The 13,081-nt window shown below is 58.7% G+C and carries 14 protein-coding genes and 2 pseudogenes; 4 read left to right on the forward strand and 12 right to left on the reverse strand.

Going from position 1 to position 13,081, the window contains the following annotated elements; translation table 11 throughout:
- On the forward strand, positions 1–1,377 hold the full coding sequence (locus tag H3221_RS22065) for a heavy metal sensor histidine kinase (RefSeq protein WP_177434078.1): 1,377 nt from the start codon (positions 1–3) through the stop codon (positions 1,375–1,377).
- 35 nt (positions 1,378–1,412) lie between these two features.
- Here H3221_RS22065 and H3221_RS22070 read toward each other — a convergent pair whose 3' ends face one another.
- The 5 genes and pseudogenes from H3221_RS22070 to H3221_RS22090 form a co-directional block, all read right to left on the reverse strand.
- Positions 1,413–2,024, reverse strand: coding sequence for a DUF6088 family protein (locus tag H3221_RS22070; RefSeq protein WP_224490739.1), 612 nt, complete (start codon positions 2,022–2,024; stop codon positions 1,413–1,415).
- A gap of 201 nt (positions 2,025–2,225) precedes the next feature.
- A complete protein-coding gene (gene recA, locus H3221_RS22075; protein ID WP_033990946.1) occupies positions 2,226–3,272 on the reverse strand; it encodes a recombinase RecA in 1,047 nt (348 codons plus the stop codon).
- Between the two features lie 126 nt (positions 3,273–3,398).
- Positions 3,399–3,893 (reverse strand): annotated as a pseudogene (locus tag H3221_RS22080) (ATPase domain-containing protein); the annotation flags it as partial.
- A gap of 123 nt (positions 3,894–4,016) precedes the next feature.
- Positions 4,017–4,514: pseudogene (locus H3221_RS22085) on the reverse strand (ATPase domain-containing protein); the annotation flags it as partial.
- 87 nt (positions 4,515–4,601) lie between these two features.
- Positions 4,602–5,102, reverse strand: coding sequence for a CinA family protein (locus tag H3221_RS22090; RefSeq protein WP_196475891.1), 501 nt, complete (start codon positions 5,100–5,102; stop codon positions 4,602–4,604).
- A gap of 110 nt (positions 5,103–5,212) precedes the next feature.
- On the opposite strand from H3221_RS22090, the gene H3221_RS25705 reads away from it, so the two are divergent.
- Positions 5,213–6,517 carry a methyl-accepting chemotaxis protein gene (locus H3221_RS25705; protein ID WP_196475892.1) on the forward strand — a complete coding sequence of 435 codons (1,305 nt, stop codon included), beginning with the start codon at positions 5,213–5,215 and terminating at the stop codon, positions 6,515–6,517.
- 544 nt (positions 6,518–7,061) lie between these two features.
- Here H3221_RS25705 and umuC read toward each other — a convergent pair.
- The gene (umuC, locus tag H3221_RS22105) at positions 7,062–8,333 is read right to left on the reverse strand and encodes a translesion error-prone DNA polymerase V subunit UmuC (protein WP_318011467.1); all 1,272 of its coding nucleotides are present in this window, start codon (positions 8,331–8,333) and stop codon (positions 7,062–7,064) included.
- Positions 8,326–8,763, reverse strand: a complete 438-nt coding sequence (locus H3221_RS22110; protein ID WP_196475893.1) for a LexA family protein — start codon at positions 8,761–8,763, stop codon at positions 8,326–8,328. The genes umuC and H3221_RS22110 overlap by 8 nt, the downstream gene beginning before the upstream one ends.
- A 99-nt stretch (positions 8,764–8,862) precedes the next feature.
- Here H3221_RS22110 and H3221_RS22115 point away from each other — a divergent pair, with 99 nt between their 5' ends.
- A complete protein-coding gene (locus H3221_RS22115; RefSeq protein ID WP_196475894.1) occupies positions 8,863–9,549 on the forward strand; it encodes an SOS response-associated peptidase family protein in 687 nt (228 codons plus the stop codon).
- Between the two features lie 550 nt (positions 9,550–10,099).
- On the opposite strand, the gene H3221_RS22120 is transcribed toward H3221_RS22115, so the two are convergent.
- Positions 10,100–10,279, reverse strand: a complete 180-nt coding sequence (locus H3221_RS22120; RefSeq protein ID WP_196475895.1) for a hypothetical protein — start codon at positions 10,277–10,279, stop codon at positions 10,100–10,102.
- Positions 10,280–10,345: 66 nt separating this feature from the next.
- On the reverse strand, positions 10,346–11,149 hold the full coding sequence (locus tag H3221_RS22125) for a DNA adenine methylase (RefSeq protein WP_196475896.1): 804 nt from the start codon (positions 11,147–11,149) through the stop codon (positions 10,346–10,348).
- A gap of 283 nt (positions 11,150–11,432) precedes the next feature.
- Between H3221_RS22125 and H3221_RS22130 the strand changes: the two genes are divergently transcribed.
- Positions 11,433–11,723: a hypothetical protein gene (locus tag H3221_RS22130; RefSeq protein WP_196475897.1), complete on the forward strand. Its 291-nt coding sequence runs from the start codon at positions 11,433–11,435 to the stop codon at positions 11,721–11,723.
- Here H3221_RS22130 and H3221_RS22135 read toward each other — a convergent pair.
- Genes H3221_RS22135 through H3221_RS22145 form a run of 3 tightly spaced genes read right to left on the reverse strand, consistent with a single transcriptional unit; the run spans position 11,704 to position 13,071 of the window.
- On the reverse strand, positions 11,704–12,192 hold the full coding sequence (locus H3221_RS22135; RefSeq protein WP_196475898.1) for a DUF2514 family protein: 489 nt from the start codon (positions 12,190–12,192) through the stop codon (positions 11,704–11,706). The two genes, H3221_RS22130 and H3221_RS22135, sit on opposite strands and share 20 nt — an antisense overlap.
- Positions 12,189–12,743 (reverse strand): glycoside hydrolase family 24 protein, encoded by a 555-nt coding sequence (locus H3221_RS22140; RefSeq protein ID WP_196475988.1) that lies wholly within the window; start codon positions 12,741–12,743, stop codon positions 12,189–12,191. The genes H3221_RS22135 and H3221_RS22140 overlap by 4 nt, the downstream gene beginning before the upstream one ends.
- A gap of 58 nt (positions 12,744–12,801) precedes the next feature.
- Positions 12,802–13,071 (reverse strand): hypothetical protein, encoded by a 270-nt coding sequence (locus tag H3221_RS22145; RefSeq protein ID WP_196475899.1) that lies wholly within the window; start codon positions 13,069–13,071, stop codon positions 12,802–12,804.
- Positions 13,072–13,081 lie beyond the last annotated feature (10 nt).

A 13,081-nucleotide genomic window follows, 5' to 3' on the forward strand; every position in this document is an offset into this window, starting at 1 on the left:
ATGAAGCACCTTTCGCTGACCGCACGCATGAGCCTGATGTTCATGTCCGCGGCAATTGCAGTCCTGACGGTAGCAGGGCTGAGTTTCAATATGCTCAGCCAGCACCACTTCAAGATGCTGGATCGGCAGGCCCTGGTGGAGAAACTCGAATCCGCCAAACATATCCTCAACAATGCTCGCGGTGAAGCGAGCCTTTCGGAAGAATCACCGCAGTTGCGGGCCTTGCTGGGAGCCCATCAGGATCTGGCCGCCACTATCCTGGCCAGTGACGGTTCTGTACTGTTTTCCGACCCCAGAGCAGTCGAAGTACCTGAGCGTTTCAGACGTGCAAATGAGCAGAGCATGTGGGAGTGGCAGAACGGCCAACACATGTACCGTGGCATGACGGAGCAAATCTCGGTAGCCGATCAGGCTGAGCCGCTCACTGCGTTGCTGATTCTTGACGTCACCAATCACACACACTTTTTCGACACGCTGCAACGATGGTTTTGGATTGGATTGGTCATCAGCGCCCTGTTCAGTGCCGCACTCGGCTGGGTGGTTGCTCGCAGTGGCCTCAAGCCTCTGCGGCAAGTCACTCGCGTGGCCTCCGGGATGTCCGCCCGATCATTGCAGGAGCGAATTCCTCTCGAACCAGTACCGCAAGAACTTCAGCAGTTAGTTCTGTCCTTCAACGCGATGCTGGCTCGACTTGAAGAGGCCTTCATTCGACTCTCCAACTTCTCGGCGGACATCGCACACGAACTACGAACGCCCGTCAGCAACCTCATGACCCATACTGAGGTGGTCTTGAGCCATAAGCGCGACATCACCGCATACGAGGAGAACCTCTACTCCAACTTGGAAGAATTGAAGCGCATGTCTCGAATGATTGATGACATGCTGTTCTTGGCCAAGGCTGATAATGGCTTAATCATCCCAGAGCAGGCCAGGATCGAACTGGCTGACGTAGTCTACAAGCTGTTTGACTACTACCACCTCCTAGCCGAAGAGCGTGGCATTGAGCTATCGCTCACAGGCACAGGCCAAGCGCAGGGGGATCGGCTGATGCTTGATCGCGCGCTATCCAATTTGCTATCTAATGCGCTGCGCTACACGCCGGCGGGAAAGACAATTTCGGTTCTGATCCGCCAGGCAGCGGACTCAACCACATTCAGCATCGAGAACCCAGGGGACACAATCAGCTCAGAGCATCTAGAGAAGCTCTTCGACCGCTTTTACCGGGTCGACCCCGCTCGGCGGGAGGGAAGCCCGAGCAACGCCGGGCTCGGACTTGCCATCACCCGGTCCATCATTGAGGCTCACAAAGGCCGCATCTGGTGCACCTCAGCCGCTGGCCTCACGGGCTTTCACATCGAATTGCCCCATTCCAGATGATGCCGGTCTGGCGGTAAGTAGGCTACAGCTAACCGCTAGCCCAACTTAAAAGGGTGGGTGCAACTCGACTGAGCGCAGATTGCACTCGCCATCCAGATAGGCAACGAGCGGTGAGATGACACCAGAGCACCCCATTCGCTCTCGGGTAGTAGTTTATGAAGTTTGGAAACGGCATCCCCCACGCTTGCTTCGCCAACCCAATCCAATGCTCGAATGGCGTCTCCCGCTCCAGTAGCGCCTAGAGCCATCAACCATCGAGGCGCATACCGAATCGATACGGTGGTCTTGCCAACCTGAAGCTCCCTAGAACGTCCGTCGGTTAGAAAGACATAGCCAACTGGAACCTGTGTACTCAGCCCTAATTTATTCGCGGCACGAGCCCCGTGGTCGACCAGCACCTCACCCAGCGCATTAGCCAGCGAGTGGACAACCTTCTCGGGTGCCGGCGGGCGCACGCCGAACCGAGTTTCGACTGCGGCAACATAAATGCCCCGAGCAACGCGAAACAGCTTTCCACCTTCGATCAGGCGAGAGAGTCCTCGCTGCACAGCATGGCGAGAACCATCGAGAGTCAGATCCGCTGCCAAGCTCAGAGAACTGACCAGAACAGTGCCAACAAGCAATGCCCCATTGAAAAAACCTTTCACCCGTTTACTCCTTTTGTTTGGGCATCAAACGTAATTGAATCTCAGAGAGTAGCTGGACGAGAGGCGATCCTGTAAGTCACCTTGATGGGAAAGAAACTTGATGTGGCATCAAGAAAAAGCCTAGCTGGGGAAGCTAGGCTTTATATGGAGTAGAAACTTAACTATAGATTGTCAGCAGCGACCTTATACCGCTACGAGATATCAATAGTCGTCAGCCAGCTCTTCCTGGGCTGCGAGACGTGCAGAGGTTTCAGCCTGTGGCTTAGACATCAACTTGTCGCGAATCATACCTTCCAGCTTGTCCATAGTGGGTTTGTTTTCCAACAGCCACTTGATGGTATTGGCCTTACCTTGACCAATCTTGTTGCCTTCGAAGGAGTACCAGGCGCCGGATTTCTCAACGAAGCTATTAGAAACTGCTAGGTCAACAATCTCGCCGGCTTTGCTAATACCTTGTCCGTAGAGGATCTGGAACTCGGCCTGTCTGAATGGAGCAGCAACTTTGTTCTTGACAACTTTCACGCGGGTTTCGCTGCCGACCACCTCTTCGCCTTCCTTGACCGCACCGGTACGGCGGATGTCCAGGCGCACCGAGGCGTAGAACTTCAGGGCATTACCACCGGTGGTGGTTTCCGGACTGCCGAACATTACGCCGATTTTCATACGGATCTGGTTAATGAAGATACACATAGTGTTGGAGTTCTTCAGGTTACCAGTGATTTTCCTCATCGCCTGCGACATCATTCGAGCGGCAAGGCCAACATGGGAGTCCCCGATCTCGCCTTCGATTTCAGCCTTCGGAACAAGAGCAGCTACGGAGTCGACAACTATAACGTTGACCGCCCCCGAACGAGTCAGAATATCTACGATCTCAAGAGCCTGTTCACCAGTATCTGGCTGCGAGCAAAGAAGATCATCGATATTCACGCCAAGTTTGGCGGCATAGATTGGATCAAGGGCGTGCTCAGCATCGACGAATGCACAAGTCAAACCTTGCCGCTGAGCTTCAGCAATTACGGAAAGGGTCAGTGTGGTTTTACCAGAAGACTCAGGGCCGTAGATCTCAACGATACGACCACGTGGCAAACCACCCACGCCCAGAGCGATGTCCAGGCCAAGAGAACCGGTCGAAACAACATCGATGTCCATTGTGCGGTCGGAGCCGAGCCGCATAATGGCACCCTTACCAAACTGTTTCTCGATCTGAGAAAGAGCCATTTCCAACGCTTTGTTTTTTGCCTGATCCATTCTCACCGACCACTCAGATTAGGATTAATCGAATATTGCTGATTAGCTTAGGGCGTACCCCTTGTGAAGAAGGGAGACCTCCTAAGTGAACCAAAACTACGCTGCGATTCCGAATACTGCATCCGCAAGGCCAACATGGGAGTCCCCGATCTCGCCTTCGATTTCAGCCTTCGGAACAAGAGCAGCTACGGAGTCGACAACTATAACGTTGACCGCCCCCGAACGAGTCAGAATATCTACGATCTCAAGAGCCTGTTCACCAGTATCTGGCTGCGAGCAAAGAAGATCATCGATATTCACGCCAAGTTTGGCGGCATAGATTGGATCAAGGGCGTGCTCAGCATCGACGAATGCACAAGTCAAACCTTGCCGCTGAGCTTCAGCAATTACGGAAAGGGTCAGTGTGGTTTTACCAGAAGACTCAGGGCCGTAGATCTCAACGATACGACCACGTGGCAAACCACCCACGCCCAGAGCGATGTCCAGGCCAAGAGAACCGGTCGAAACAACATCGATGTCCATTGTGCGGTCGGAGCCGAGCCGCATAATGGCACCCTTACCAAACTGTTTCTCGATCTGAGAAAGAGCCATTTCCAACGCTTTGTTTTTTGCCTGATCCATTCTCACCGACCACTCAGATTAGGATTAATCGAATATTGCTGATTAGCTTAGGGCGTACCCCTTGTGAAGAAGGGAGACCTCCTAAGTGAACCAAAACTACGCTGCGATTCCGAATACTGCATCCTGCAGACCGACGTGCATGTCACCCATTTCGCCTTCGATTTCCGCCTTGGGCACCAGAGCCGCCACGGAGTCGACGATGATCACGTCAATGGCATTGGAGCGCACCAGCATGTCGGTGATTTCCAACGCCTGCTCACCGGTGTCCGGTTGCGATACCAGCAGGTCATCGACGTTGACGCCAAGCTTGCCGGCATAATCCGGATCCAGCGCATGTTCGGCATCGACGAAGGCACAGGTAGCGCCAAGCTTCTGCGCCTCGGCGATAACCGATAGGGTCAGCGTGGTCTTACCAGAGGATTCCGGGCCGTAGATCTCGACGATACGGCCTTTTGGCAAACCGCCGATGCCCAGGGCGATATCCAGCCCCAGCGAACCGGTGGAGATGGCCGGGATGGCCTGGCGCTCATGGTCGCCCATGCGCATGACCGCACCCTTGCCGAACTGCTTCTCGATCTGACCCAGGGCAGCCGCCAAAGCGCGCTTCTTGTTCTCGTCCATTACCATCCTCACGTATTAACAAGGGCCTCGAGGGCCGCCAACAACTGTATAAGTAGCCAGTATTATTCCACAGGGCAAGTCGCCCGCCTACCCCACAAGCGGATTTTCCTCCGCCAGCAGGCGCAGAAGCCCCGCCAGAGCGGCCTCGACCGTTTGTCGGCGCACCTCATCGCGGTTACCAGCGAACTGCTTGCGCACACTGAAAAGACGCTCACCATCGCCCCAGGCCAACCAGACGGTACCGACCGGTTTCTCCACGGAGCCACCGCCCGGCCCGGCCACCCCACTGACAGCCACTGCATAGCGCGCACCGCTATTGGCCTGAGCGCCACGCACCATCGCCTCCACCACCTCCTGGCTAACGGCGCCCACACTGGCGAAAAAGTCGGCACATACAGCCAGCTGCTTGGTTTTCTGGGCGTTGGAATACGTCACATAGCCAGCCTCGAACCAGGCCGAGCTGCCGGGGATACGAGTGATCGCCTCGGCGATACCGCCGCCTGTACAAGACTCTGCTGTGGTGACCTGGGCAGTTTGCGCCTGCAATGCTGCACCCAGTTGTTCGGCCAGTTGGCTGATTCTGTCCATGTCCACTCCTCACTCATCGAACGGCAAACCCTACACAGCTTGCCTGCCAGTGGAAACGGCAAAGTTCGTCTACTGTTATCACGGGTTAGGGTGCAATAGGAGACACTGCGATGTGGCTTTCACGGAACAGGGAACACAAGGACACGCAGGATCAGGGAGCGGCAGAGCTACAGGCCATTCGCCAATCGATGGCGATGATCGAGTTCACCCCGGACGGCATCATCCTCGACGCCAACCCAGCCTTTCTCGGTGTAGTGAATTACCGCTTGGAAGAGATCGTCGGCAAGCACCATCGTCTGTTCTGCTCCCGCAACCTGAGCGAGAGCCTCGCCTATCAACAGTTCTGGCAGCGCCTGCGCCAAGGCGAGCACTTCAGTGATCGCTTTCCAAGGCTGACGCAAGACGGCAAGGAGGTCTGGCTGGAAGCGACCTACATGCCAATCCGGGATGATCAGGGCTCGGTGACCAAGGTAATGAAGATCGCCACCGACATCACCCGCCAGGTAGCGGCCGAACATATGCACGAGAGCTACATCAAGGCCATCGATCGCTCCATGGCGGTGATCGAGTTCAACCTCGAAGGCGAGGTAGTGAATGCCAACCAGAACTTCCTCGATCTGATGGGCTATCGAAGCGACGAGGTGATCGGCCAGCACCACCGACTCTTTTGCCTGGCAGAGGACAGCCGCAGCGATGGTTACCGTCAGTTCTGGACCCGCTTGAACAAAGGCGAGTTCATGTCCGATCGTTTTCGCCGTGTGACCAAACAAGGCCGCCAGGTCTGGCTGCGAGCCACCTACAATCCGCTGTACGACGCCAACGGCCGTGTCTATGGCGTGGTGAAATTCGCCAGCGACATTACCGCTCAGGTCGAGCGCCGTGACTCGGAGGCTGCCGCTGCCCAGTTGGCTCATGACATCGCCAAGGAGACCGACGTTTCCGCTGATCACGGCACGCGCACAGTGGCACAGACCGTTGCAGTGGTCGCCGATATTGCCAGCGAACTCGCTCATGTGGCCGAACAGATAGAAGGCCTCAACAAACAATCCGAGCAGATCACCAGCATCGTTCAGGTCATCCGCAGTATCGCCGACCAAACCAATCTGCTGGCACTCAATGCGGCCATCGAAGCAGCACGTGCGGGCGAACAGGGCCGAGGCTTCGCCGTGGTGGCCGATGAAGTGCGTCAACTGGCCTCGCGCACCAGCCAGGCGACTCAGGAGATCAACGGCGTGGTTCAGCAGAACCAGAACCTCACGCGCGATGCAGTGGCCAGCATGGCTACCACGCGAGAACGCGCACGCACTGGCGTAGACCTGGCCAACCAGGCCGGTGAAGTGATCCGCGAGATACGCAGCGAGTCGCAACGTGTGGTCGAGGCGGTAGCCCAGTTCTCGGTGACCTTCACCGACTGAAGGGGAATTGCGTCAGATTCGCAGCCCACGTGAGGGACGAAGTATGGGAAAATTCCCGGCTTCGTCACACCCATCGCACGTAAGGCCCGGCATGACCGATCTCTCCGCTCACACCCCGATGATGCAACACCAGCGGTTAAATCGGTCATAAACCTCTGATAATTAAGCCATTATCTGATAATCCGTCTAATTAGAAGCATGCCGGCAAGGCGCCCTAAAGACTGATGATTCGCTGCCCTATTTCGTAGTTCTAGACAGTTTTTTCAGCGATCTCAGAGATGCCATCCAGACTCAGAGCGGCCCTTCATAAAGCGCAGACAGCACCCAGCTATGCATCGCTGGATGCTCTGGCAGTGGAATTGGAAAGGGTTCTGAAGGAGCTTGGGCGTCCTACAGGCAAAGCACTTTCCCACCTGATAGGTGACGGTCAATCTTTGCCGGTTGATAGCCATTGGGTGATAGAGGATCTCGCGATACAACTGCAGTCTTCCCCAGAGGCTGCAACTTCTTACATGGTGATAGCTGAAGCTCTCTGGTACTGACGTCACCGCACCAGCAACAGCTGATCAAGTCGCGTCGTAAAACTCCGACTCATCATCTCCCGCTTCATACCCCACCCAGGCGTCGGTGGCACCAATGCCGGCCGCAGCGTTCCCCTGCCCCACTTCGCATTCACGGCATCCAGCACCGCCATCACCTGGCGGGAGGCCTCGGGCTGGGTCGGGGCGAACAGATCGTCGGTGTACTCCCCGCGCTGGCAGAGATCGAGCAGCAGCACCTCGGCCTTGCTGAAGGCGAAGCCCGGGCGATACACCTGCTCCAGCCCGGCCAGGGCGGCCTGGGTGATCAACCGAGTGTCGTCGCTTGGGTACGGCAACTCGCAGAGCACGCCGCGGGCGAACTTGGGTTCGTCTGGGTTAAACATGCCGGTGCGGATGCTCACGCGCACCCGCTTGCACACTGAGCCTTGCGCGCGCAGTTTCTCGCAGGCCCGGGCGGCGTAGGTGGCCACCGCCTCGCGGATCGGTGGCAGCTCGTGCAGGCGCTTGCCGAACATTCGGCTGCAGCAGATCTCCTGCTTTGGCGGCGCTTCGCCATCCAGCTCCAGGCAGGGTATGCCGCGCAGCTCGCGCGCGGTCTTCTCCAGCACCACGCTGAACTGCTTGCGTAGCGTCCAGGCATCAGCAGCCGCCAAGTCGGCAGCGGTCTTGATGTTCAGTTCACCCAGGCGAGCAGTCAGCCGGCGACCAACGCCCCACACTTCACCGACCGGCGTGGCAGCCAGCAGCTTCGCGCGCCGCTCCGGGTCGCGGATATCGACCACCCCGCCTGTCTGCCGCTGCCAGCGTTTCGCCGCATAGTTGGCCAGCTTCGCCAGCGTCTTGCTGGGGCCAATACCAACGCCGGTCGGGATGCCGGTGCATGCCAGCACCTGGGCGCGTATCTCCCGGCCCAGCGCATCGAGGTCACCGAGCACGCCGGTCAGCTCTGCGAACGCTTCGTCGATGCTGTACACCTCCAGAGCCGGCACCAGGCCTTCGATCACAGTCATGACCCGTTCGCTCATGTCGCCGTACAGCGCATAGTTGGAGCTGAACGCCATGCCGCCGGCCGCTTCGAACGCCTTGCGGATCTGGAACCACGGCTCGCCCATCTTGATGCCCAGCGCCTTGGCCTCGCTGGTGCGGCTGACCACGCAGCCATCGTTGTTCGACAGCACCACGATGGGCACGCGTGCCAGGTCAGGCCGAAACACCCGCTCGCAGCTGCAGTAGAAGGCATTGCAGTCGATCAGCGCGAACACCCGGTCAGCCACAGTGGCGCCCCTGCCGACACAGGCCCACGTAAACGCCCCACACCTGAAACTCCTCAGCCTCGAGCACGTAGCGCGGCGCGTACTTGGGATTTGCCGAGAGCAAGATGACCTGGTGCTGGTCACCGCCCATGATCTTGAGCAGCGGCTCGCCGTTGACGCAGGCGATCACCACGTCGCCTCGCTTGGCCTTGGCGGCTTTGTCGATCAGCACCAGGTCACCATCGAGGATGCCCACCCCCTGCAGGCTGTCACCACCCACGCGGGCCAGGTAGATCTGCGGGCGATGCAGGCCGAACAGTTCGTCGAGGGAGATGCGTTGCTCGATGTGATCCTGGGCCGGACTAGGGAAGCCAGCCGGCACGCTGGGGAGGTAGTAGGGAATTTCGGCGCCGCCGGACGCGACAAGGCCGAGGATGCTGACGCTGGCCAAGGGTATTACCTAAACTAATACTGTACAGATAAACAGTATTTGCATTGACACGCACGGCGTCAATGCCATGCTGATGGCGAGCGACAGGAGGACGAGAGAATGTGCGGAAGGTTTGCCCAGTATCGAAGCATGCGCGATTACCTGCGCGAGCTCGACAGCGAGCAGGACGCCATGAGCGGCTGGGAGGGCGAGCCAATACAGCGCTACAACGTCGCGCCCAGCACCCAGGTGCAGGTGCTGCACAGCACGGGGGGCCACCTGGTGGTGGCCGAGGTGAGATGGGGATGGGCGCCCAACTGGGCGCGAGGGAAGATGCCACCGCCGATCAACGCCAGACTAGAGAAGGTGGCCACCGGCAACTTCTTCAGGCAGATCTGGCAGCACCGCGCACTGGTCGCGGCTGATGGCTGGTTTGAATGGGTGCAGGACGAAGATAACCCGAAGATCAAGCAGCCCTATTACATCCGACTGCGCAGTGGGGACCCGCTTTTCTTCGCTGCCATTGGCCAGTTCCCGCCGGCCGGCGGGGAGTCAGAGGAAACAGACGGCTTCGTGATCATCACCGCCGACGCTGAGGGCGGGATGATCGATGTGCACGACCGCCGCCCGGTCGTGCTCAGCCCCGAGCTAGCCCGCGAATGGATCGACCCGGACACCACCCCGCACCGCGCCGAGCAGATCCTCCTGCACCAGGGCACGCCCAGCTGGGAGTTCGAATGGTTCCCTGTCGACCGGGCTGTGGGGAATGTGCGGAACCAGGGGCCGGAGCTGATCAAGCCGAAGTAGCCAGGCGAGAAATACGGCGCTCGGAGATCGCCAGATCACTCAACCACTACATCTAGTGGTGTTCCTTTTCGTCCAGCCAAACTTGGGTCACATGCGACGAACGGTCATCAACAGTAAAGGCCAGAAATATCAATGGCTACGCTGTTTACACCCACAAGCCACCCATAACTTATCCACAGGAAGTTCTTTTTCGGCTGCCTTTCACAAATCAAAGAGCGCATTACAATGCGCAGAAGCAGGAAAGTAAGGTGATGCAGAAAAGAAAAAGCCGAGAGGGGTGCCACCCTCTCGGCTCCGACTAGACTGCAGCGGCAATGGTGAACCTGGACATACCAGACCCGCATGCGTTTGCGATGCTAGCGTATATACAGCAGTAAAACCTTAGCACGAGCCGACAGCATCACCAATATCCAGCCATCGACTGAGGGCTACCTATGTCATCCCCCGTCATCGTGCTGGTGATCGAAACACTTCGATTGCTACAGCTGCTCGTTAAGTTGCTTCTCACAAGCTGAAAGATTAGGGCGCCGAAAGGCGCCCTTTCTTGCATCTAGCCGTGCTCAACACCCCAGGCCGCTGCCGCGGCCTCGAAGCCCACCCACTTCCCCTCTCGATCAAGCCCTCGGCTGGCCATCAACTGGGCCGCTATGGCCTGGGCGTCCACTTCGCCTTTGGCCATTGCCTTGAGCAATTCGGTCGGCAGGGGCTGCAGATGCTCGCTCAGGTTCATGCTGTCTCTCCGGTCCAATTCGCGTTGGCACCAGTAACGCTCTGGTGCCCAGGCATAGCAAGCAGTTCAGAGTCCATCGAACAGCCCACCCAACGCGGCCGGCTCCCAGTTCATGATCACCAGCTCGCCTGTAGTCTCAGCCGAGCCGCTGCGCTGGTTGGTGCAGCTGTAGCGAATATCGAGCCGCTCCATATGAAAGCCATCAAACGCCCGACGGATATCGGGATGGTCGTTGATGCTGACCATCACCCGCCCCTTGCAGCGCTTCATGAAGTCGGCCATGGCCAGGTACTGCTCGAAGGGGAAAGCAACGCCGTAGCCCTCGGTCTGCCAGTACGGCGGGTCCATGTAGTGGAAGGTGTGCGCCCGGTCGTAGCGCTCAACGCAATCGAGCCAGGACAGGTTCTCGACATAGACGCCCGCCAACCGTTGCCAGGCAGCGGATAGGTTCTCCTCAATGCGCAGGATGTTCGGCGCCGGCCCAGTGGTAGCAGTGCCGAACGTCTGCCCTGCAACCTTGCCGCCGAAGGCATGGTGCTGCAGGTAGAAGAAGCGCGCAGCGCGCTGGATATCGGTCAGGGTTTCCGGGCGGGTGATCTTCTGCCACTCGAAAATCTGCCGAGAGCTAAGCGCCCATTTGAACTGCCGCACGAACTCCTCAAGGTGGTTCTGGATGACGCGATACAGCGACACCAGGTCGCCGTTCACATCGTTCAGCACCTCGACCGGCGCAGGCTGTGGGCGCAAGAAGAACAGTGCGGCGCCACCGGCGAAGGCCTCGACGTAGCACTCATGCGGCGGGAACAGTGGAATAAGACGGTCGGCCAGACGGCGCTTGCCGCCCAGCCATGGGATTACAGGGTTGGTCATATGCAAGCCTTTACTGTATGGATAAACAGGTGTTAGCCTGCCGCCGCTTCGTGCACGAGGCGGGGGCCATGGCCGGGCTTGCAGGGCTAGTCTGCGGTCTGGCGTCCGCCCTGGGTGTTAGCGCACCCCGGGCGGTCGCCCTCTTCTTTTGATTCAGCTGAGGAATGGCACCATTGCCTTGGTGAAGGGAGTACCCCCGCCGGCGGCATTGGCTTACAAGCAAGCAGCTATCAGCACTGCACCGTTCGGCTAAGCTGATGCTCAGACGCAAGAGGAGCGCGATATGTCTGCCAAGGAAGAGCAGCAGCTAAAGCAGTTGCTGGGATTGATGGCCCGCAGCATGACTCACATGACCGCATCCGTAACGGCGATGGCCTTCGAGCAACTCCAGAGCCAGGACGCCACGGTGCAGCGGTCAGCACGACGCATGATCGAGCGCATGCAAGCCATCAGCGAAGAGCTTGATCAGCAGTGGGAACTGGTCGGGCTGCTCACTGGCCAACGGGACCAGGAGGTGCTGGTAGAGGATCTACAGTACCCCGTACCCGAACAGCTTAGGGAGGCGGCGAACTGAGCGGCGCTGCCTTCACTCCCCCATAGGTTCGCTCGCAGGTGAGACCTTTAATCCTGCGTCCGTCAGCCTCTGCCGCCAGCCAGCGACCTTCTGATTCCATCTCTCCAAGCAGCTCGGCGAGCACGCTGGCGGCGCGCTCCCTTGCCGCGCGCTCGCCGGCAGTTCCGGCATTACAGGTAGCGAGCTGGGTGGCCAGGCCGCTGGCCTGCTTGCGCAGCCCGTCAGCAGCAGCCCCAGCATCAGCAGCACGACGCTGCAGCTCTTCAAGTTGGTCATGACCCTTTTGCCCCTCTGCGTCTGCGACGCCCTGTTGTTGCCGCTCGACAACGCGAACGATGGTGACGGCCTCGACCTGGCCCTGGGCGATCCCCTCGCCAAGCCGCCAGCCATTGACCTTCCAGCCGGCCAGGAAGCCCAGCCCCGCGACGATGCCCAGCAGCATCGCCCGGTCTGCCAGCGCGGCGATCACGCCACCACCCCACCGCAAACCGTGAACATCGCCAGCAGATCCTGCTCGTCGCACGGCTCGGCGGCTCGTTCGTCTGCATAGATCTCCAGCAGGTTTGCCAGGGCGTGCTCGCGCTGGCCGTAGCCAGCACCGGGCAGGCTTGCCCAGATCGGCGCCGCCAGGGCGATGGCATCCGCAATCCGGCCGGCCTTGATCGCCGGCATCGCCTTGCACTCGGTCAGCAATTTCACGGCTGCCAGATCCTGGGCTTCAGGAATAAAGCGCCCCTTGAAGCCGTAGACCCGAACGATTGCCAGCCAGGTGCGGTGCAGAAACTGGTAGCGGCCGGCAGCGGTCGAGGCGATGCCGTAGCGCGGCAGCCGGATCAGGCGGTTAGGGTGCGCCGAGTAGTCGTCGAATGTGATCAACCGGCCCGGCAGCGAGCCAACGATGACGTTATAGCCGTCGTCGGAATGCGCCAGGATCTTCTCGCCCAGCTCAGACCAGGCCAGCATATCTAGGAACGCGAGCACATTCGGGCCGCCCACCTGGGCAGCAGAGATTCGAGCCATTGGTTTTCTCCAGGCAATAAAAAACCCGCCGAAGCGGGTTTTCAAAAATCGTTATGATTCAGCTGTCGTGGTAACCACGCTTCACTTCATCGACATACTCATCTTCTACATGCTCAAGCAGCAGGCCTAACGGTGCCCTGGCCTCTCGTGCGTTCTCGCCAAGCAACGACCAGAACACATCGGCAGAGGTAAATCCGACCATTCTGGCGGTATAGCCCCACACAAAGCCGCAGGCGTATTCGTCACCACGAGTGAATAACGTGTAAGCGTCTAGTTCGGCCCCTTGCTCTCGCCCATCGCGCTCGCCTTCCTCAAACATATCGACCATCACAACCTCC

Origin of the sequence: Pseudomonas chaetocerotis, assembly GCF_015712105.2 — a bacterium.
GTDB classification, from domain to species: domain Bacteria; phylum Pseudomonadota; class Gammaproteobacteria; order Pseudomonadales; family Pseudomonadaceae; genus Aquipseudomonas; species Aquipseudomonas chaetocerotis.

Bases quoted from the DNA above. Each gene is read 5' to 3' on its own strand.
- H3221_RS22120 (WP_196475895.1), bottom strand. From the start codon at position 10,279: ATGAACCTGAGCGAGCATCTGCAGCCCCTGCCGACCGAATTGCTCAAG.
- H3221_RS22115 (WP_196475894.1), top strand. From the start codon at position 8,863: ATGTGCGGAAGGTTTGCCCAGTATCGAAGCATGCGCGATTACCTGCGC.
- H3221_RS22065 (WP_177434078.1), top strand. From the start codon at position 1: ATGAAGCACCTTTCGCTGACCGCACGCATGAGCCTGATGTTCATGTCC.
- H3221_RS22140 (WP_196475988.1), bottom strand. From the start codon at position 12,743: ATGGCTCGAATCTCTGCTGCCCAGGTGGGCGGCCCGAATGTGCTCGCG.
- H3221_RS25705 (WP_196475892.1), top strand. From the start codon at position 5,213: ATGTGGCTTTCACGGAACAGGGAACACAAGGACACGCAGGATCAGGGA.
- H3221_RS22145 (WP_196475899.1), bottom strand. From the start codon at position 13,071: ATGGTCGATATGTTTGAGGAAGGCGAGCGCGATGGGCGAGAGCAAGGG.
- H3221_RS22125 (WP_196475896.1), bottom strand. From the start codon at position 11,149: ATGACCAACCCTGTAATCCCATGGCTGGGCGGCAAGCGCCGTCTGGCC.
- H3221_RS22090 (WP_196475891.1), bottom strand. From the start codon at position 5,102: ATGGACAGAATCAGCCAACTGGCCGAACAACTGGGTGCAGCATTGCAG.
- H3221_RS22130 (WP_196475897.1), top strand. From the start codon at position 11,433: ATGTCTGCCAAGGAAGAGCAGCAGCTAAAGCAGTTGCTGGGATTGATG.
- recA (WP_033990946.1), bottom strand. From the start codon at position 3,272: ATGGATCAGGCAAAAAACAAAGCGTTGGAAATGGCTCTTTCTCAGATC.